Raw genomic sequence first — 19,506 nt, forward strand, 5'->3', positions numbered from 1 at the left:
ATGACTCCCGGAATCAGTGGTTGTGCGGATCAAAGCCGCCTTTGGCAATTTCAGAGGCCACAAAAAATGCGCCCCGCAAAACGACTCGTTGGCCCGCAGCCAGGCCGGAAACCTCACGGAGCCCGCCAATTGAGCGGCCCAGTTCCACTTCCACGGGTTCATACTCGCCTTCGGCCTCTTCCACATAGACCGTCCAGTCGCCGTCCGCGCCACGCATCAATGCAGTCTCCGGCACGGCAAGCACCGGCTCGCTGGTCTTAAAACGAAAATACACATCTGCGAACATTCCTGGATGAAAACGATCTTCAGGATTGTCCAGCTCCAGCCTGACAATCCGCGTGCGGGTCACAGGATCAATGGTGTGGGCTTCCTGGGACACCGTTGCCACGGCCACACGACCCGCTGCCCTGACTTCGGCTTCCGCGCCCTTCTCTAGAACAATGTCGGAGCTTGCTGGCAGATGGGCTTCTACCCAAAGCTCACTCTCATCAGCAAGAGTCACCAGCGGCTGGCCAGCCTCAACTCTTTGTCCTTGCTCAAACTCATCGGTCAGTACTGCACCATCCACGCGAGCCCTGAGCATGTATTCACCGAGACTATCCACCCCGCTGGCCTTCAACGCACCAATGTCATCATCGTTCAGCCCGTAAGCAAGCAGAGTCGCGCTTGCCGCTTCAATGTTGGCTTTCGCTGTATTGAACCGCTGATCGCCAACCACGGAACGACCCAGCCCGCTGATTCGCTTCCATTCAGGAAAAGCTTTCCTGTAATCCGCCTGCGCCTGTGCCACCGTCTCACTGAACAGGGTTACCAGCGGCTGGCCCTTGGTTACGTGCTCACCCAGTTCCACGTGACGCCGCAGCACCACTGAGGCAACCCGGGGGGACACGTGATAGCTGGTATAGCCGTTGGTCAGCAGCTCACCGGGCGCGTAAATTTCATAGTCAACGCGCTTGCTTTCGAGGGTTGCTACTTCAATGCCGGCGAGCTCTTTCTGTTTGGCATTGATGCTTGCGGTGGCCGCTTCTTCATGGCCACCGTTCTCGTCTTCGTGGCCGTGCCCCCCTTCCTCTTCATGATCACCTTCCTCCTCATGCTCACCTTCTTCACCATGATCTTCCTTATGCTCGCCCTCCTCACCGGTGACTTCCTGATGATCGTCGCCACTGGCAGCATGATCATGACCGGCTTCCTGATGAGCATCTTCCTCTGCCTGTACAAAAGAAAGTGGGGCTGTAAGCAACGTCAATGCGAATACTGAAATCAGAGCTTTTTTCATAATGAATATCCAGTTTCCAGACTATTGTTGGAAGGGGGTGATCAGTTCGCCAGACTGACTCAATAGCTCAATCAGACCCAGCTGCGCCTGCTTTTCCAGTTCAATACCGGTTTTCAGACTCTCCGCGCGCTGGCCCAGCGCCTGGAGATACTCAGAGGTGGAGAGGTCGCCGACCTGCCACTGCCTCTCAAGCAAATCAGCACTTCGCTGTACACGCCCCTGGGAGAGTTCTGTCCATCGGCTGAGTTGGGTGTCGTATCGCTTCCAGGCAGCTCGGGCGCCCGCCAGACCATACTGCTGCTTCCGATAAAGTGCCTGAAACCGAGCCTCGGCCTCTAATGATCGTCGGTTGGCAGCCTGGATTTCGGCACGGTAGTTATTACGGACATTCAGAGGGATCGAGAACGTCAGGCCAACCAGGTTCTCACCGCCATCACGCCCTCCGCTCAGCCCGACCGTGGGAGATGCCGTCGCTCTGCGACTGACCACCTCGGCTTCGCTCCGCAGCACCTGCCACCTCGCGCGGGCGGCAACAATTGACGGATGAGCCAGCAAATTGTCGTTATCGACCCTGGAAGCAAGAGCCGGCCAAATGTGCCCGGGGATCCCCCCATCCTGAGGCCTCCAGTCCGGCAGACGTTCTTGAACCTGAGTTTCTGCCCGATCAACTGCGGCCTTTGCCTGGGCGACTTCGCTCAACTGACGGGATAGATTTAGAAACAGAAGCTCTGCATCGGCACGCCCCAGATCACCTGCCTGCTGGCGTTGCTCAACCTGCTCCAGCAAGGCATCCAGACGGTGTTGCTGGGATTCCGCAATTTCTTCGGCACGCGTCGCCGCGCGCCACTCGACAAGCGCAAACAGCGACTCGGACGTTTGTGCCAAAACCGCCTCGTTCAAATCAGCTTCAGCGGAAAGCCTGATCAGCTTTGCCTTGTCCTTTAGCGCACCCTGTTGATCAGACCAATCGATCGTTTGTGACAGCCCTGCCTCAAAGTTGTTTTCACTGCCCGTTCTGTCTGCTCCAACAGACAGCTCCGGGTTATACAGCGGTTGTTCGCTTGCCTCAGCATCCGCATCCCGGGCTGCCGCCTGCTCTGTCGCCGCCATGACATCCGGATGCTTGCTTATCTGGCCAGTGAGCCAATTTGTCCAATTCACAGTCTCCGCTTGACCGAACAGAGGAATAGACAATAGTACTGAACACAGCAACGCCCTGGGCGAGTGCTTGCTTGCCTTCATCGACTTTCTCCCGAAGGGGTAAATAGCCACAATTCATGGGCGCGAGGCGTCCATGACAAAGTAGGTAGAGGTGGAGATAGTAAGTGAAAAGGTTGAAATGAACTTGAATTTGGAAGGCATTAGCTCAGGGAACTTGAAAGTGCTCCTCAATAAGGGCGGGGAGAAGCGGCAACGCGACTCATGGCCACGATGCCGCCATCCAATCTAGGAAAAGCGCTGGTTTGATGCCGGTTGAAGTGCGCTCTCGTCGGTCGCACCATCGTCGATACGAACAGCCCGAACCAGGCGGGATACAAGCACCTTGCCGTCACCCGGGTGCCCTTCCTGGGTTCTGCCCGTTCTGACAATGAGTTCCACAACTTCACCAGCGACATCATCGGTCGCTACGTCTATTTCCAGCTTGACCATCTTCACTTTCTCCAGAGGCGACTCATCGCCGACCAGATGACCAAATTCGCCGAGAGACACGACAGCAATACTTGCCACCCCCTTAACTTTGGCCAGAGCATCAACCACATGCTCTGCCATCACTTCTCTGACATACGCTTTTATTTCATACATAAACCGTCTCCTGACTATCAGACTGAAACGTCACGACGTTCAGATGCAAACCACTGGTACACACTGGGCAACACCACCAGCGTCAGCAGCGTTGAAGTGATCAGACCGCCAACCACAACCGTTGCCAGTGGCCGTTGGACATTAGCCCGGATTTCTCATGAGGGGATAAAAGAAAGCGGCTGAAAGTGCTATAGTTTCAGGACCTTACACCGTTCACCAAGCACCAACAGCCGCTATCCAAAATGGTACCTGAAAAACTGACCTTCTCGCCACTGTCTCGCCGTCAAATTGAAGCCGATTTCTCCGGTGGTCATATCACCTCCGATGCCGGCCTGCTTTTGCTTCGCGAAGTCGACAACCAACACCAGCTCACTCAGCGCCTGGCTACGGTGCTGGACGATGCCCGTAATCCGGTACTGGTTCGCCACAAGCTTCAAACCATGATCTGGCAACGGGTCTTTGGCGTAGCCGCCGGATACGAAGATCTGAACGATCACGAAACGTTACGCGCTGACCAGGCACTTCAGACCGCGACTGGCGAAGCGGCCATTCTAGCGGGCAAATCAACACTGTGCCGAATGGAGCAGCGCGTGGACCGGCAGGCCGTGGTCAAGGCCCACGAACTGCTGTGGCATCACTTCATTGAGCAGCACGACGCCCCACCCAAGGAAATCGTGCTGGACTTCGATGGCACCGACGTTCCGGTGCATGGCGACCAGCCCGGCAAGTTCTTTAACGCCTACTACGATCACCATTGTTACTTCCCGCTGTACGTGTTCTGCGGCCGTCACCTGTTGGTGAGCTACCTGCGCACCAGCAATCGAAGCGACAGCCGCCACAGCTGGGCCATTCTGGCCCTGCTGGTGAAGTTCATCCGGCAGTACTGGCCGGATACCCGCATCGTGTTCCGGGGTGACAGCGGCTTTTACCGTCCCCGATTGCTGAGCTGGTGCGACCGGAACAACGTGGACTATCTGGTCGGCATCAGCAAGAACAGCCGGCTGCTCAAGGAGGTAGACGTACCCTCGATGCTGGTTCGCAAGGCTCACAACGAACTGGGTGAAAAAGTCTCCGCCACCTACCGGTTCCAGTACCAGGCCCGAACCTGGAAACACCCCCGCTGGGTGATCGCGCGTCTGGAGGAAGGCGAACTGGGTGCCAACCCCAGGTTCATTATCAGTTCCCGTTACGACGACGGCGTTAAACTCTACTACGAGCAATACTGTGCCCGGGGTGACATGGAAAACCGGATCAAGGATCAGCAGTTGTGTCTGTTCGCAGATCGCACCTCCAGCACGCGGTGGTGGACCAATCAGTGGCGGTTGCTCCTGTCGGGCTTTGCCTACACGCTGTTCGAGCGATTACGGGCCCACTTGAAGAAGACGCCCTTCGAGAGAATGAGCGCCAGTAACCTGCGGCTGAAGCTGATCAAGGTGGGCGCGGTCATCATTCGCAACACTCGGCGCATACGGGTGTTGATGAGCGATGCCTATCCTTACAAAGACGAACTCTCTGACCTGGTGCGTCAACTGGTTCCGGGATAGAAGCCTGGGCTCCCCCGGCCCGACTCAATGGGGGAAAGGGGGCCGTGTGTCCGGACAACAGGAATTGATCGATTATTGATCAGTCACGGCCGCCAATGAGCGGTAATGGCGGTAACCCGCACAGTCTGCGAGACTTGCTGGGGACCTATGAGAAATCCGGGCTAGGAGGCGTGGCACTATTCGTAGTGGTGACGACCTGGCTACTGCATGGCATACTGCTACAGAATCTTGCTCGGGATTTTTTGGGTGAGCGTCTTCAGCGCGAAGCCGACCATGCCGTCACGCAGCTTGAGCAAGGTGAAGCCGCCGTGCCTGCCGCGCTTGACTCGGTTAGCCAAGGCTATCAAGTCTTTCATCATCTCTACGTACTCCGCTTCAACGGCTCGGTCAGCGCTTCCGACCCACAATGGCAGCAACAGCTGGCTTCGCTGCTAGATGAAAGCGGTGATGCTCTAATAGACGTGAATCGCGGCGAGCAACACATGCTCGTCTATCGTCGCCATTTTGAATGGCAGGGCACGCAGGGTGTGCTGCTGGTGGGTGAGGACTTCTCTCAAGTAGAAGCAGGGCTTGCAACATTGCACTGGTGGGTCGGTGGGATTGCCAGCGCGCTGTTAGGAATGCTCATCATACTCAACATGTTAGCGGTTAATCGTGGACTCAAGCCACTCTGGCAACTGCGTCAACAGCTTGAAGCATTGCGAGCGGGCAAACGTGATCGCTTGTCATTAATAGCCCCTTCTGAGCTAGATGAATTAGTCGACCAGTTGAACTGGTTTATGGATGACATTGACCTTCGCTTGAAGCGCTCCAGAGAGTCGGTCGCGAACCTATCACATGCATTAAAAACCCCGCTGGCAGCCGTTACCCAAGTACTGCGTGGCAATCGGCCCATTGATGAAACCCGACGCCATAAACTGCTCAGCCGTATTGAGGATATTAACGCCCAGCTGGATGCGGAGCTGCGTCGCTCACGTATTGCAGGCCCTAACGCGGGGCGAATGGCCAACGTCACGCGTGATAGTTCACGGCTCATCGAGATGTTCCGTAGTCTTTACCCTGAGCGCATTTTCAACCTTACCCACTCGGCACACGAGAAAGACCAAGTGCCTATTGAGGCTCACGACTTTTCTGAAATATTAGGCATCGTGCTCGATAACGCTGGCAAATGGTCAAATAGGTGCGTTAATTGTGTTATTGCCGTCTCCGCTACCACACTCACGCTCACCATTGATGATGACGGCCTCGGCGTTGCAGAAGAGGATCTTTCGCGCTTGGGAGAGCGTGGCGCACGACTGGATGAACGCCGTCCCGGCTACGGTTTAGGCCTGTCGATTCTTGCGCAGTTAGTTGAACGTTACTTGGGGCACTCACATTTTGAGCGTAGTCCACTGGGGGGCTTGCGCGTTACGATTACCCTGCCTCTAGCGGGTGAAGTAGCTAATTAATCATTATTCAGCTTTGTTTCAGGTTCTTCCATCAAGATGGTGCCATTCATCATTGATGGGAGTTACACATGGCACGCTCAAGCATTATTTCTCACCCGCTTTCTCGCCGGCAAGTCCTAAAAGGCGGTGCTGCCTTAGGGTTAGGTTCCGCTGCCGCAATGGGACTAACTCCCGCCTGGGCAAGCCCCTGGGGCCGTACGAATGTCTATGCACAGGGCGTCGAAGAAGGGCCCGAGATATCACTCGCTATCCGCCGTGAATCCATTCCGATTGACGGACAAGAAGCCCACCCTATTAGCATTAACGGTACTAGCCCTGGCCCACTGATTCGTTTGAAAGAAGGTCAAGACGCCGTACTGCGTGTCACCAACCTGCTGGACGAGTCCACCTCCATCCACTGGCATGGTCTTATTCTACCGCCGGAAATGGATGGTGTGCCTGGTGTCAGTTTTGCCGGTATCGCCCCTGGTGAAACTTTTACCTATCGTTTCCCTGTCAGGCAGAACGGCACCTACTGGTACCACAGCCACTCAGGTCTGCAGGAACAGCTAGGCCATGCGGGGCCGCTGATTATCGACGCCGCCGAGCGCGAGCCTATCCGTTACGACCGTGAGCATGTGTTACTGCTCACCGACTGGACCTTTGAAGAACCGATGTCGGTGTTCCGTAATCTGAAAACCATGGAAGGCTATTACAACTTCCAAGAGCGCACGATTGCTGATTTTTTCGCCGATGTACGCGAAAAGGGTTTCTCACAAACCGCCGAGATGCGCGGTATGTGGGCCCAAATGCGTATGAGCTCGCGGGATATCGCCGATGTCACCGGCAGCACTTATACCTACCTGCTCAACGGCCACTCCCCCCAGGAAAACTGGAACGCGCTGTTCAAGGCCGGTGAGCGGGTACGGCTACGCGTGATTAACGGTTCGGCCATGTCATACTTCGATGTCCGTATACCTGGCCTGAAGATGACCGTGGTGGCCGCCGATGGCCAGCCAGTGCAACCCGTGCCTGTTGATGAGTTCCGTATTGGCGTGGCGGAAACGTACGATGTGCTTGTTTCACCAGAAGATGATCGAGCCTATACCATCTTCGCCGAAGCCATGGATCGGAGTGGCTACGCTCGCGCCACGCTAGCCCCGCGTGAAGGCATGCAGGCGGAGATTCCCAAGCGCCGCCAAATTGCCGACCGCGGCATGGAAGCCATGGGCGCTCATGGCATGGGTGACATGGAAGGCATGGAAGGCATGGATCATTCAGGCATGTCGAATATGGAAGGTATGGATCACTCCAATATGCCGGGAATGAGCGGTGACGATGCTGGTATGGAAGGCATGGATCACTCTAATATGGAGGGGATGGATCACTCCAACATGGAGGGCATGGATCATTCTAATATGGGCGGCATGTCGGGCGAGCAGGCGAAAGTCGGCGAAAACGGCATTCTCATTGCCGGTGAAGCCCAGCCCGGCTCTCGCTACGACCAGGCGGGCATCGGCATTGATCCTGACGAACGACGCGTATTGGTTTACCGGGATCTCAAAGCGTTCACACCATGGCCTGATCGCCGTGAGCCAGGCCGTGAGCTTGAGCTGCACCTGACCGGCAATATGGAGCGTTATATGTGGTCGTTCGACGGTAAGAAGTTTAGCGAAGTGACCGGCCCTATTCATTTTGAGAAAGATGAGCGGCTGCGCCTAATTCTGATTAACGACACCATGATGGAGCATCCTATCCACCTCCACGGCATGTGGATGGAGCTGGAAAACGGCCAGGGTGAATTGATTCCGCGCAAACACACCTTGAACGTGAAGCCCGGCGAGCGCGTGTCTGCGCTGATCACTGCAGACGCCGAGGGCAGTTGGGCGTTCCACTGCCACCTTCTCTATCACATGGATGCCGGCATGTTCCGCGTTGTTCAGGTTTCTTAAGGAGGCAGTATGAAAACCAAGTACTACGTAACCCTCGCCAGCGCCGCCCTCGGCATGGCCGCCGCCACGACTGCTCAAGCCGAAGACGGCTATGACGCCCCGGCCGGCTGGCCGTCACCGGTCGTGGAACACCCGATGACCACGGTACTGGTCGATCGCTTGGAATATGCTTCGCCCGACAAGGGGGGGGATGTCTTGGTCTGGGATTTCCAGGCCTGGTATGGCGGTGATTTCAATCGCCTATACGTGGAAGGCGAAGGCGAAAACGTCCAGGGCGATGGCGAAGATGCAGAATTCGAGTCCCTCAACCTGCTTTATAGTCGTTTGATTGCCGACTTCTGGGAACTTCAGGGCGGCATCGGTTATCAGGGCGGTATCGCTACGAATGACTATCCCGAACGCTATTTCGGCGTCATCAGCCTATTGGGGCTCGCCCCCTATCGCTTCGAGACCGATCTCGACTTGATGATAAGCGATGAAGGCGATATCTCCGCCAGCCTGGAAAGCGAGTACGATCTGCGCCTGACTCAGCGGCTCTACCTACAGCCGCGTACCGAAATTGCCGTAGCTGCCAGCGAAGTTAAGGAGTTTGGTGTGGGTGAGGGCCTTAACTCAGTGCGTGTCGGCATGCGCCTGGGCTACGAAGTGACCAGACGCTTTGCGCCTTACGTGGGTGCTTACTGGGTAAAAGAGTATGGCGATACCGCCGACCTATCTCGTGCTGGTGGGAATAATACCGAAGATACCGGCGTGGTGGCAGGTGTCAGGTTAATGTTTTAAATCGTTAAGCACTCTATAACTTGCGCCACCGGAAGGTGGCGTTTTTTTTGCTAAAAAACCACTAAATTCAGCTTCAATTCATACTCTAAGGTTATTATTAAATTGTAAATAACCAACGGAGTAAACCACCATGAAATTTAAAGCAATTATTTTTAGTGCAGTAGTAGCAAGTATCCTCTCTACACCTGTATTAGCGAGCTTAGGCAATACAACACAGGATCTTCCCTTACTAGAAAGAGGCGTATCTTCTACACAGATGCTTGCTCAGGGGCAATCGAAGCGTTTCAATATTAACATTGAACAAGCGACTACACTGAAAGTAGTGAGTGAGCACTTTCCAGGATTTACCAGCACTGGCAACCGCATTTCAGCTGTTCTTTATAATGAGGCGGGACAGCAGGTAGCAGAAGCTTCCAGCCCACGGGGGCACTTCGAACTTATTCGTCAGCTGCAACCTGGAAATTATCAGCTTGAGGTGAGTGGTAGCTCATTGGGAGGTAATAACCAAAGTGACAGTAACCGTTATGAACTACATGTCGCCTATTGATATCCTTTAGTCTTGACATGAATTAAGAAGGTCAGCCATGAGCTGACCTTTTTTATGAAAAACTAGTATCTCGGCAAACAAATTCAGCTTTAATTCAGGAGTTTTTGATCCTGCCCAGTAACGGTGGACACCTCAAGAACGTCATACGTTACGATGAGGTGAACCATGGCAAGATCGACAACATCAATGAAGAAAAAATCATATACCCGTTACTCAGATGCCTACCGGCAAGAAGCCTTAGCGCTTGCGGATCGCATTGGCGTTGCAGCAGCGGCGCGTGAGCTGGGAATACACGCGAGTCAGCTCTATCAGTGGCGATCTAAAGCACAGCTGCAGCAAGACACATCCGAGCGAGAGCGGTCGTTGGCAGAAGAAAACGCCCGCTTGAAGCGCCAACTAGCCGAGGCAAATGAAGAGCTGGCCATCACAAAAAAGGCCGCGGTGTACTTTGCGAAAAGCCTGAAGTGAAGTACGCCTTTATCCACCGTCATCGTCAGGCGTTCAGTATTCAGCGTATGTGCCATGTTGTCGGGGTCGCTCGGAGTGGCTACTACGCTTGGCGGCAACGCGAAGGCGCATCGTCCCCAAAACGCAGCCAGCAAGCCATTATCGATCAGCATGTGGCCAAGGCTTATCACCAACGCAAAGGCCGCTCAGGCGCCCCGAGACTAACGCTAGACCTGCGAGATGATGGGATGCCGATCAACCGTAAGACGGTGGCTGCCAGCTTACAGCGTCAGGGCCTGCGCGCTAAAGCAGCTCGTAAGTTCAAGGCCACCACGAACTCACGGCATTCGCTGCCAGTCGCACCGAATCTACTAGAACAAAACTTCACGGCCTCAGCTCCTAATCAAAAGTGGGTGGGTGACATTACCTACTTGGCGACGGGCGAAGGCTGGCTTTACCTGGCAGTGCTCATTGATCTTTACTCTCGTAAAGTGGTCGGTTGGGCAATGAGTGAGCGTATGACGGCCGATCTTGTCTGTGACGCGCTACAGATGGCGCTATGGAGACGCAAAATGCCCAAAGGCGTGATAGTCCATTCGGATCGAGGTAGTCAGTACTGTTCCACGCGTTACCAATCGCTGCTTACCCGGCATGAGCTTACGTGCAGCATGAGCGCCAAAGGCAACTGCTATGATAATGCCTGTGCCGAAAGCTTCTTCCACAGCCTCAAGGTTGAAGCGATCCATGGGGAGCAATTTACAACGCGAAACGATATGAGGCGCCAGGTGTTTGAGTACGTCGAACTGGACTACAACAAACAACGGCGGCACAGTGCTATTGGGATGATCAGCCCAGAGGCCTTTGAAGCCCGAATGATCGCTTAAACCAGTGTCCACTGTTGCTGGGTAAGATCATTTTCGCTAACCTTATAGTGCCGCAATCGGCGTAAAAACAAACCAATTCATAAAAAGGTGTCATCATGTGGAATAACAAAAAAAAGGCTTCCCTAGGCGGACTGACGGCTATGGCCCTGGCAATGGGGACGACTTCTGCGCTGGCCCTGGAAAGCCAGGTGGGAGAAACCACCGTGGGGCTGTATGGTTACGCCAGGCTGAACATGGCTTACAACTTCGATCGGGATGCCGGATCAGCTAACGAAGGTTACTTTGCTGAAGTCGCAGGATCGGAAGATGAGAGGGATGTCGGGGATCAGTTTCAAGTCACCGCGACACAAAGCCGTATCGGCTTTCGGACCAGTACGCCTGTCGAGGGGAGCACGCTAGACACCGTTATCGAAGGGGATTTCTGGTCCTACAACGATGATAATACGCGCTTCAGACTACGGCATGCCTATGGGTCCTGGAATGGCATCCTTGCCGGGCAGACCTGGTCGAATTACAACACCTTTGTCGCTTCCACGCCCACACTGGATTTCTACGCCACGGCGGGAAGCTATGGTGGCTATGGGTCGCGCCTTGCCCAGTTGCGCTACACCACGGGAGCGTTCTCGATAGCCGTGGAAGACCCTCAAGCTCAATTGGCTGAGAATATAGATGGCTCAGTGCCAGAAGATGGTTTGCTACCGGATAATGACGATGCCGTATCATCGATGCCCGCGTTGAGCCTGCGCTATGAAGATAGTATGGGTGACTTTTCCTACTCAATCGCCGGCATCGCCCGGCAGCTGAAGTACGATACCGGAAGCGAAAAGGATACGGAAATGGGCTATGGGGCCTTCGCCGCAGGTGCCTACCATGCCGGACCGGTGACCTTGAGAGCGATCGTGAGCGCCAGCGAGGGGGCGAACAGTTACCTCTATCTGTCTGGCGATTACTTCAACGGTGCCGATGCCTACGTCGATACCAACGGTAAGCTGCAAACGCTATCTGGCGATAGCGGAGCCCTTGGTCTTTCTTATCAAATATCACCACAGTATTCACTGAACGCGTCCCATGGCTATACCGATGTCGAATTGGGCGACCCTACCGTAGGTGGGAATGCAGGTAGAAAGAACAAGAATACATTTCTTAATCTGATGTGGACTCCCAACGAACGCTTGATGTACGGAATTGAGTACGGCTATTTCGAAACGGAGTTGGCCGATGGCCGTGAAGAAGATGCGAGCCGTGTGATGGTGGCTGCCCAGTATAGTTTCTAGGGTGAGTTAGTAGCATAGCAGAGAAGCTGTTTTGATCGATTGCTTGGGCGTATGCCCAAGCTTTTTTATGGTTCTTCGTCACTTCATGTGGGGCCTGATCGAACAGGCGACCCACAATACCACTGTCACTAAACTGAATAAGAAAGATCAGTCGCGTCGGGAACACTTCCCGGCGGGTGACCTTCTTATTGTTCTGGTGCTCAGCCTGAGCAAACGAGATCTGTTTCATCGAGAACTCTGGCGGGTAGTGGAAAACTGTATTTTGCCCTGCCGGTGGCACTTAGGCAGCAACGGTCGTATTTATGCAGTGTTTCCTTAAAAGAGGCTCGCAGTAGGCTTGCTTCTACTAGAGTTTATTTCAAAATAATTACCTCAATAATTTGAAAGCCTGAGTTAAAGCAAATGAATTTCTCCATAGAAGTTCACGTCGAGCCGGAGCGCTTGCCCCGGCTGGTTTGAAGCTTAGCTGGCCATTGCGGCACATTCTTCAGCGCAGCGATGACAAGCTTGAGCACACTCTTGACAATGGGTTGCATCATGTTTTGCACACTCATCACCACACTTTTTACAAATGTCGGCACATAGACGGCAGATCTCGTGCGCAAACTCGCTTTCTTGTGCCATGAATGAAGCGGCTAACCGGCAAATTTGAGCACATTGCATTTTAAGGCGAATACATTCCGCCATCATTTTTACGTCGTCTTCTTTTAGGCACTCAGTTGCACACTTGTCACAATACGCTGCACATACGTGACAAGCTTCAATGCAATTCTCATATTTTCCAAAATCCATCTCGATTCTCCATTTATTAAATCAGATTTTATTCACCATAGCTCTTGCTTGGCATAATAAAGCTAGAACAACCTAAAAGAAAAATCAAGGAAAGGTAATCAGGTAACTACTCACGAAATATAAAGTTAAAAAGGTAGCTGTGCGCTACTTGCCAATAATTTTTTATTATTCAGTTAAGATTCAGGAAGGCGGTAATTTTCAACCCAGTTGTCCAAATGGCTGCCTCTAAGCAGCCCGTTTATTACGCTCAACTTCCTGCAGCTTGCCAGGGTTGAGCGCTACCGAACCAGGTACTTCCCAGTTTCGGGTGTTGCCTGACCAGCGCTGTGGATGTCGGCGCTTGGCGCTTTCATACACCGCTTTGCGATGTTCAAGGCGTTCTCGGTCGACACCTCGATGCCGATCAGCGGGCGTCACGTAGCGAAGGCCACTGTGCAGGTGCTTTTCGTTGTAAGCACGTTCGAACGTCAGCATCCAGTCACGTACCGCGTTTAGCGATGCAAAGCCCTTTGTAGGCCATGCGGGGCAATATTTGACGGTGCGGAACAACGCTTCTGAGTAAGGGTTGTCATTGCTCACTCTCGGTCGGCTGTAAGACATCAACATCCCAAGCTCTGTTAACCTCGCTTTCAGCGTATAAGACGTCATCGGCGCACCGTTATCCGAGTGCAGCACTGGAGGCTGGTGCCAGCAACCTTCGCGCAATAAGGCGCGTTCCAGCAGGTGTTTCGCTAACTCGCCTGATTCCGCATCGTGGACTTCCCAGGCGATGATTTTGCGACTGTAGATATCCATGATCAGGTAAAGATACCAGTGCTGGCCACGCACAACGGAAGAGCAGTAGCTGATGTCCCAGCACCAGACTTGGTTAGGCCCAGTGGCCGTAAAGCTCGTCGGCTCAGGCACTGGGCGACGTGGCTTCATGCGCCCGCGGTGGTGCTGCTGTTGGTGCTTTTTCAGTACCCGATAGAACGACGACTCGGAGGCCAAGTAGACCCCTTGATCAGCCAGTGACGGCACGATCTGAGACGGCGGTAGGCTTCGATACTCGGGGCGATTGCAGGCGTTTAAAATGGCCTGTTCCTCCTCATGAGTCAGCTGATGCGGCTGACTGCCTTGTACCGCGTGTAGACGCTGATCCTCAGCCACAGCGCCCTCCCCAGAACGCCAGCGTTTCAGCGTGCGCTCACTCACGTCGATAATCGCCGCTGCTTGATAACGGGAAGCGCCCCCGGTGACCGCTTCATCAAACAACGCAATGAGCCTTGCACGTTCCTCAAGCGGTGTCAGTCGTCCCCGCCGCTGTTCGGGTCTTCGCCGTACAAGGCGTCGAGCTTTTTTGAGAGCACCAGTAACGAGGTGGTTTCCGCTAAGGCTCTATCTTTGCGGCGCACTTCCGCTTTGAGCTGTTTGATCGTCTTACGGTCTTCTTTACGCTGCTTTTGTGCCGTTTTTTGCTGATCGTCTTGTTGACCAGCGCCCTGGAGACAAGCGGCTTTCCACTGCTGGATCTGCTCGGGATAAAGACCTTTTTCGCGGCAGTAAGCCCCAAGCTCTGTTTCTGACAGGGTGGCAGTTTCGATGACCACCGCGAGCTTGGCGTCTGGCGACCATTCGCTGTCGCTTTGGGTGTAACCCGGCACAGGTACTCCTTTTTCTCGACACTGTTTTAACCAACTATACAGCGTCGCGTCAGAGATGCCTTCTTCAGTGGCAACTGACACCACACTACGATTGTGGGGCGGCAGTAACTTTTTCAAGACAGCCGCTTTACGCTCTTTAGAATAACGTGGCACACGTGCTCCATGCCGCTCCCTCTGGATGTGATTTAGGCGATATTGCCAACTGGACAACTAGGCTGACAGAGGGGGAAGGCCTACTATAGTAAATGTTTTTCAAAAAATACTGCAGCATTCGCTGCGCCTGGAAGTTAGCTCGCCACGAAGCCCCTAATTAAAGTAAGTAGGTGAGAAAACTAAATTAATAATGAGAGGAATCAAGTTCTAAGCTTTATAAAAATAATCTCCTTTTAGGAGACTAGCTCAGCCTAATAAGCTTCCTAAGGAGTCAGTATGAAAATTAATCTCTACTTCTCTGACGGCCTGGCTACCCCAGGGTCGCCAGGGAGGGAAAAAGGTCGACCATGATACTGGAAAGCCGCGTCATGGTACCCGAGACGATGGCGATGCCCATCAGGATCACAACCGTGCCCGCCACGGGGCGAGCATAGGCGCTCCACCTTCCTAGGCTTTGCCGATGCAGAGCGAATCGGTTAATCAGTAAAGTGCTGGCAAGAAAAGGTAGCGCTAGGCCAGCCGAGTAGGCACTGAGATATATCATTCCAGCCTGGGCACTAGCAGCATTGGACGTGGCCATCAAGATGGCGCCCAGGATGGGGCCGATACAGGGCGTCCAGCCGATGGCAAAAGATACCCCGAACACAGTAGCCGAAAGCGGAGAGCCACCCTGGACATTGGGGGTGAACTGAAAGGTACGCTGGAAAAGCGGCAATCGGAACACGCCGGTCATAAAGAGGCCCAGCACGATCACCGCCGAGCCGGCAACCCAGTTGAATTCTTGGCGATACCCTCGCATCAGTTGCCCGATACTACTGGCGCCGAGCCCGAGTAGGATGAACACGATGCTGAAGCCGAAGACGAAGAAGGCACTGAGGGTCAATGCCTCTAACCGCCTGTCGGCTTTACCGGCACTACCGCCTGTGACCACCGACAGGTAGGCCGGTAACAGGGGCAGCGTGCAGGGCGAGAAGAAGGAGACCAATCCGCCGATAAAGGCGCCGACCAAGCCGATGGAAGAGAGAGATTCCAATGTGTTATCGCAACTTAAGTTATGGAGACGGCCAACAAGGGTATTGATACCAATCCCATGGTGCTACCTCCTATCATATCCATTTTAACGCCGTAAGAATTTTAAGGCTTACAGCTGCTTTAAGGTCAACCTTTATTGACAAATTATTTGTCTCCTATCGAATTGCAAATATTACACATCAGGCTTGACCTTAAAGTTGACTTCAAAGTTATGGTGGCTACTCAATGAATGACATGAGGACATTTCCATGGCGCTACAACTGGGCGAGACAGCACCAAACTTCACGATCGAATCCACACAAGGCACGGTCAACTTTCACCAATGGCTTGACGACAGCTGGGCGGTGCTGTTCTCGCACCCCGCTGATTTTACGCCAGTATGCACCACAGAACTGGGCGCGTTTGCCAAGCGAAAGAACGAATTCACCAAGCGGGGTGCCAAACTGGTTGGGGTTTCGGTGGATCCCCTCAGCTCTCACCACGACTGGGCGGGGGATATTGAACAGACTCAGGGCACGGCCCTGAACTACCCCTTGCTGGCTGACGAAGATCAGGTGGTAGCGAAGCTTTATGGAATGATCCATCCCAAAGCCGACCCCAAACTGACGGTGCGTACGGTCTTCATCATCGATTCTGACAAGAAAATTCGTCTCACTTTGACGTATCCACCCAGCACAGGACGTAATGTCGACGAGATACTGCGGGTTCTCGATTCGCTTCAGCTAACTGACAAGCACAAAGTGGCCACCCCCGTTGACTGGCAAAACGGTGACGATGTCATCATCTCGCCATCGCTATCGAATGATGACGCTAGGCAACACTTTCCCGAAGGCTGGAACACCAAGACGCCCTACCTTAGGGTCGTGCGCCAACCGGAGCAATAGGAGCCCCGACCGGTAGATTCGTTGAGTCAGGCTGCCAGAAGCTTAGATTAATAATGTCGTGAGGTAACGCTATGCAAACACTAAGTATCGGCGAGCTTGCCGAACGAAGCGGGGTCGCTAGCCAGGCGATTCGATTCTACGAAAAAGAGAAACTTATGCCTCCTCCGAGGAGGACCGATGCCAACTATCGGCGTTACCCACTGGAAGCTGTGGATCGGTTGCAGTTTATCGTCCATGCCAAGCAGTGGGGCTTCACGCTGCAAGAGATTCGGGAGCTGCTAATGCTTCAGGATGCTAATGGCGACCGGGCGCAAGCTAAACGCATCGCCGGGGAGAAGCTGCACAAGGTGCGCGAGCAGATCAAACACCTCACGCGGATTGAAGCCGTATTATCGAAAACACTGAGCGAGTGTGCAGGCGAAGGGCCTATGCAGGAAGGCTGCCCGATTGTTGAAGCTATCGCTGAGCAGACTGAATGATCAGCACTTTCTCGACAGCGAACATGGGGAATCAAGCTCGCATATCGGGTCGTCAATAAATAACAGGAGATCTTCATTATGGCGCAAAACGTCGATATCGAGATTCGTGGTATGTCCTGTGCTTCCTGTGTTGGGCGTGTGGAGCGCGCACTCAGCCAGCAGCCAGGCGTGATCAACGCTCAAGTGAACCTCGCCGCACAGAAGGCGGCTATCCAGGTCGAAGCAGGTACCGCGACCACTAGCCTACTCAACGCCATTGAAACGGCGGGCTATCAGCCGGTGGTGGAAAGTCTCGACATTCCCATCACCGGCATGAGTTGCGGATCGTGTGTCTCTCGGATAGAGCGAACGCTAACGAAGCTGCCCGGCATGGTGGAAGTAAGTGTTAACCTCGCCACCCAAAAAGCCTTCGTTCGTTTCCTGCCGGGAGCCGTTTCGTTACCGCGTATTCAGCATGCCATCCGCGAAGCAGGCTATGAACCGCAGGATACCGATACGCCGCCACCAACGGACAGCGAGGATCGGGAAAGAGCCGAGCTTCGCCGTCGAGTCGTGCTCGCGGCAATATTTACGATTCCGGTAGTCATCATCGCCATGGGGAAAATGATTCCCGCTTTTGACACGCTGTTAACAAGTCTAATGCCGCATCGCGCCTGGATGGGCGTCGAGTGGTTATTGGCGACACCGGTGCAGTTTTATGCAGGTGCACGCTTCTATCGTGCCGGCTTCGCCGAACTCCGGCATTTTAATCCGGGCATGAACAGCCTCGTCATGATCGGCTCGAGCGCTGCCTACTTCTATTCAGTCGCCGCCTTGCTGGCGCCCGCGCTCTTCCCCGTCGGAACAGCCGTGAGCTATTTCGAAGCGGCAGCGGTCATTGTGACGCTAATTCTGCTCGGTCGCTATTTTGAACACATTGCCAAAGGTCGCACTTCCGAGGCGATCAAGAAGCTTCTGCAATTACAGGCGAAAACTGCCCGTGTCATCCGCGAGGATGAAACCGTCGAGCTGCCTATCGACGCCGTCGTCACGGGCGATCGTATTTTGGTTCGCCCAGGGGAGCGTGTTCCAGTCGATGGCATCGTTGAGGAGGGTCACTCCTACATTGATGAGTCGATGATCAGCGGTGAGCCAGTGCCGGTCGTCAAACAGAAGGGTTCCGAAGTCGTCGGTGGCACTATCAACAAGAACGGTGCACTTACCTTTCGGGCCACGCGAGTCGGTGCCGACACCGTGCTGTCGCAGATCGTCAAGATGGTGGAAACGGCCCAGGCGGAGAAGCCCCCAATTCAGCAATTAGCCGACAAGGTTGCCGGTGTGTTTGTACCCGTGGTCATCGCTATCGCCGCGATTACCTTTGCACTCTGGTTCGCTTTCGGACCGTCGCCGTCTTTGTCCTTTGCCTTCGTCACTACCGTTAGTGTACTGCTAATTGCCTGCCCCTGTGCGATGGGCCTGGCTACCCCAACGGCCATCATGGTCAGTACCGGGAAAGGGGCCGAGATGGGAGTGCTATTTCGCAAAGGGGCGGCGCTTGAGACGCTGGCCAAGATGAATACGGTGGTGCTGGACAAGACCGGCACTTTGACCCAGGGGCGCCCCGAACTGACCGACTTCGAAGCAATTAACGGTCATGAAAACGACGTGCTGCGACTGGTCGCGGCAGTGGAAGCTCAAAGCGAGCACCCCATCGCCGAAGCTATTGTACAGGGCGCCAAGGCCCGTGGGCTGGAATTACCCTCGGTCAGTCGCTTTAGTGCCGAGCCAGGCTACGGCATTGAAGCCGAGGTCGACGGCCACTTGGTACATGTGGGAGCTGATCGTTACATGCATCGGCTGGAAATCGAGCTCGGCCAGGCAGAAACACGCGCCAAGGTGTTTGCCGAGAACGCCAAGAGCCCGCTCTATGCCGCGGTAGACGGTCAGCTTGCTGCAGTCATCGCGGTGGCGGATCCCCTCAAGGAGGGCTCTGCCGACGCTATCGCAGCACTCAAAGCGCAAGGGCTGGAAGTGGCCATGCTCACCGGCGATAACCGTGCCACTGCCGATGCTATCGCCCGACAGGTTGGCATCCAGCAGGTTCTCGCTGAGGTGCTGCCCGACCAGAAAGCGGCAGAGATCCGGCGTCTCCAGGCGGAGGGCAAGCGTGTCGCTTTTGTGGGGGACGGGATCAACGATGCACCCGCTTTGGCCCAGGCCGACGTGGGCATTGCGATCGGTACTGGCACCGATATCGCCATCGAGTCCGGCGATGTGGTGCTGATGAGTGGCGATTTGCGAGGCATCGTCAATGCCACGGCGCTCTCCAAGCGCACCCACCGGACCATTATCAGCAATTTCGTCTGGGCCTATGGCTACAACGTAGCGCTAATCCCCGTGGCGGCGGGCATGCTCTATCCGTTCATCGGCGTATTGCTCAGCCCCATGCTGGCGGCGGCTGCCATGAGTGTTTCCAGTGTCTTTGTACTGACTAACTCGTTGCGGCTACGCCGTTTCACGCCAGATCCCGGCAATGCCACACCACGTCCAAACGAGGCTGTTCATCGCGCCTAAACCAAACACCGTAGTGTTAAAGAGGAATTCAAA

The 19,506-nt window shown here is 54.4% G+C and carries 17 protein-coding genes and 1 pseudogene; 11 read left to right on the forward strand and 7 right to left on the reverse strand.

What is annotated here, in order from left to right; translation table 11 throughout:
* Nucleotides 1-13 precede the first annotated feature (13 nt).
* The 4 genes from ACWI0H_RS16830 to ACWI0H_RS16845 form a co-directional block, all read right to left on the reverse strand.
* Nucleotides 14-1,279 carry an efflux RND transporter periplasmic adaptor subunit gene (locus tag ACWI0H_RS16830; RefSeq protein ID WP_035561686.1) on the reverse strand — a complete coding sequence of 422 codons (1,266 nt, stop codon included), beginning with the start codon at nt 1,277-1,279 and terminating at the stop codon, nt 14-16.
* Nucleotides 1,280-1,300: 21 nt separating this feature from the next.
* The gene (locus ACWI0H_RS16835) at nt 1,301-2,440 is read right to left on the reverse strand and encodes a TolC family protein (protein ID WP_241524677.1); all 1,140 of its coding nucleotides are present in this window, start codon (nt 2,438-2,440) and stop codon (nt 1,301-1,303) included.
* A 285-nt stretch (nt 2,441-2,725) separates the two neighbouring features.
* The gene (locus ACWI0H_RS16840) at nt 2,726-3,082 is read right to left on the reverse strand and encodes a P-II family nitrogen regulator (protein ID WP_035561679.1); all 357 of its coding nucleotides are present in this window, start codon (nt 3,080-3,082) and stop codon (nt 2,726-2,728) included.
* A 17-nt stretch (nt 3,083-3,099) separates the two neighbouring features.
* On the reverse strand, nt 3,100-3,234 hold the full coding sequence (locus tag ACWI0H_RS16845; protein WP_227497867.1) for an efflux RND transporter permease subunit: 135 nt from the start codon (nt 3,232-3,234) through the stop codon (nt 3,100-3,102).
* Nucleotides 3,235-3,324: 90 nt separating this feature from the next.
* Between ACWI0H_RS16845 and ACWI0H_RS16850 the strand changes: the two genes are divergently transcribed.
* The 8 genes from ACWI0H_RS16850 to ACWI0H_RS16885 all read left to right on the forward strand — a co-directional run bounded on the left by ACWI0H_RS16850 (nt 3,325) and on the right by ACWI0H_RS16885 (nt 12,256).
* A complete protein-coding gene (locus ACWI0H_RS16850) occupies nt 3,325-4,626 on the forward strand; it encodes an IS1380 family transposase (protein ID WP_485874028.1) in 1,302 nt (433 codons plus the stop codon).
* Between the two features lie 170 nt (nt 4,627-4,796).
* The gene (locus ACWI0H_RS16855) at nt 4,797-6,074 is read left to right on the forward strand and encodes an ATP-binding protein (protein WP_485874029.1); all 1,278 of its coding nucleotides are present in this window, start codon (nt 4,797-4,799) and stop codon (nt 6,072-6,074) included.
* A gap of 68 nt (nt 6,075-6,142) precedes the next feature.
* Complete coding sequence (locus ACWI0H_RS16860) at nt 6,143-8,005, forward strand: copper resistance system multicopper oxidase (RefSeq protein WP_485874030.1); 1,863 nt, start codon at nt 6,143-6,145, stop codon at nt 8,003-8,005.
* Between the two features lie 9 nt (nt 8,006-8,014).
* On the forward strand, nt 8,015-8,785 hold the full coding sequence (locus tag ACWI0H_RS16865) for a copper resistance protein B (RefSeq protein ID WP_485874031.1): 771 nt from the start codon (nt 8,015-8,017) through the stop codon (nt 8,783-8,785).
* Between the two features lie 130 nt (nt 8,786-8,915).
* Nucleotides 8,916-9,332, forward strand: coding sequence for a hypothetical protein (locus ACWI0H_RS16870; RefSeq protein ID WP_485874032.1), 417 nt, complete (start codon nt 8,916-8,918; stop codon nt 9,330-9,332).
* A 165-nt stretch (nt 9,333-9,497) separates the two neighbouring features.
* A protein-coding gene (locus tag ACWI0H_RS16875; RefSeq protein ID WP_101146503.1) for an IS3 family transposase occupies nt 9,498-10,663 on the forward strand; the annotation gives its coding sequence in 2 pieces (ribosomal slippage) (nt 9,498-9,759 and nt 9,759-10,663; 1,167 coding nt in all).
* 95 nt (nt 10,664-10,758) lie between these two features.
* Nucleotides 10,759-11,937 carry a DcaP family trimeric outer membrane transporter gene (locus tag ACWI0H_RS16880; RefSeq protein WP_485874033.1) on the forward strand — a complete coding sequence of 393 codons (1,179 nt, stop codon included), beginning with the start codon at nt 10,759-10,761 and terminating at the stop codon, nt 11,935-11,937.
* A gap of 67 nt (nt 11,938-12,004) precedes the next feature.
* Nucleotides 12,005-12,256 carry a hypothetical protein gene (locus ACWI0H_RS16885; protein ID WP_141275942.1) on the forward strand — a complete coding sequence of 84 codons (252 nt, stop codon included), beginning with the start codon at nt 12,005-12,007 and terminating at the stop codon, nt 12,254-12,256.
* 143 nt (nt 12,257-12,399) lie between these two features.
* Here the strand turns inward: ACWI0H_RS16885 and ACWI0H_RS16890 are convergent, their stop codons facing one another.
* The 3 genes and pseudogenes from ACWI0H_RS16890 to ACWI0H_RS16900 form a co-directional block, all read right to left on the reverse strand.
* A complete protein-coding gene (locus ACWI0H_RS16890; protein WP_089675918.1) occupies nt 12,400-12,729 on the reverse strand; it encodes a four-helix bundle copper-binding protein in 330 nt (109 codons plus the stop codon).
* Nucleotides 12,730-12,954: 225 nt separating this feature from the next.
* A pseudogene (locus tag ACWI0H_RS16895) lies at nt 12,955-14,525 on the reverse strand (IS3 family transposase).
* A 310-nt stretch (nt 14,526-14,835) separates the two neighbouring features.
* The gene (locus tag ACWI0H_RS16900) at nt 14,836-15,558 is read right to left on the reverse strand and encodes a cytochrome c biogenesis CcdA family protein (RefSeq protein WP_022522193.1); all 723 of its coding nucleotides are present in this window, start codon (nt 15,556-15,558) and stop codon (nt 14,836-14,838) included.
* A 247-nt stretch (nt 15,559-15,805) separates the two neighbouring features.
* Here ACWI0H_RS16900 and ACWI0H_RS16905 point away from each other — a divergent pair, with 247 nt between their 5' ends.
* The 3 genes from ACWI0H_RS16905 to ACWI0H_RS16915 all read left to right on the forward strand — a co-directional run bounded on the left by ACWI0H_RS16905 (nt 15,806) and on the right by ACWI0H_RS16915 (nt 19,473).
* Nucleotides 15,806-16,441, forward strand: coding sequence for a peroxiredoxin (locus tag ACWI0H_RS16905; protein WP_172420651.1), 636 nt, complete (start codon nt 15,806-15,808; stop codon nt 16,439-16,441).
* Between the two features lie 71 nt (nt 16,442-16,512).
* Nucleotides 16,513-16,920: a heavy metal-responsive transcriptional regulator gene (locus tag ACWI0H_RS16910; protein WP_035563017.1), complete on the forward strand. Its 408-nt coding sequence runs from the start codon at nt 16,513-16,515 to the stop codon at nt 16,918-16,920.
* 78 nt (nt 16,921-16,998) lie between these two features.
* A complete protein-coding gene (locus tag ACWI0H_RS16915; protein ID WP_485874034.1) occupies nt 16,999-19,473 on the forward strand; it encodes a heavy metal translocating P-type ATPase in 2,475 nt (824 codons plus the stop codon).
* Nucleotides 19,474-19,506 lie beyond the last annotated feature (33 nt).

Source organism: Halomonas sp. NYA30 (assembly GCF_976980765.1).

Coding starts and splice junctions, on each gene's coding strand:
- ACWI0H_RS16880 (WP_485874033.1), top strand. CDS start 10,759: ATGTGGAATAACAAAAAAAAGGCTTCCCTAGGCGGACTGACGGCTATG.
- ACWI0H_RS16885 (WP_141275942.1), top strand. CDS start 12,005: ATGGTTCTTCGTCACTTCATGTGGGGCCTGATCGAACAGGCGACCCAC.
- ACWI0H_RS16865 (WP_485874031.1), top strand. CDS start 8,015: ATGAAAACCAAGTACTACGTAACCCTCGCCAGCGCCGCCCTCGGCATG.
- ACWI0H_RS16870 (WP_485874032.1), top strand. CDS start 8,916: ATGAAATTTAAAGCAATTATTTTTAGTGCAGTAGTAGCAAGTATCCTC.
- ACWI0H_RS16860 (WP_485874030.1), top strand. CDS start 6,143: ATGGCACGCTCAAGCATTATTTCTCACCCGCTTTCTCGCCGGCAAGTC.
- ACWI0H_RS16850 (WP_485874028.1), top strand. CDS start 3,325: ATGGTACCTGAAAAACTGACCTTCTCGCCACTGTCTCGCCGTCAAATT.
- ACWI0H_RS16840 (WP_035561679.1), bottom strand. CDS start 3,082: ATGTATGAAATAAAAGCGTATGTCAGAGAAGTGATGGCAGAGCATGTG.
- ACWI0H_RS16830 (WP_035561686.1), bottom strand. CDS start 1,279: ATGAAAAAAGCTCTGATTTCAGTATTCGCATTGACGTTGCTTACAGCC.
- ACWI0H_RS16915 (WP_485874034.1), top strand. CDS start 16,999: ATGGCGCAAAACGTCGATATCGAGATTCGTGGTATGTCCTGTGCTTCC.
- ACWI0H_RS16890 (WP_089675918.1), bottom strand. CDS start 12,729: ATGGATTTTGGAAAATATGAGAATTGCATTGAAGCTTGTCACGTATGT.
- ACWI0H_RS16905 (WP_172420651.1), top strand. CDS start 15,806: ATGGCGCTACAACTGGGCGAGACAGCACCAAACTTCACGATCGAATCC.
- ACWI0H_RS16910 (WP_035563017.1), top strand. CDS start 16,513: ATGCAAACACTAAGTATCGGCGAGCTTGCCGAACGAAGCGGGGTCGCT.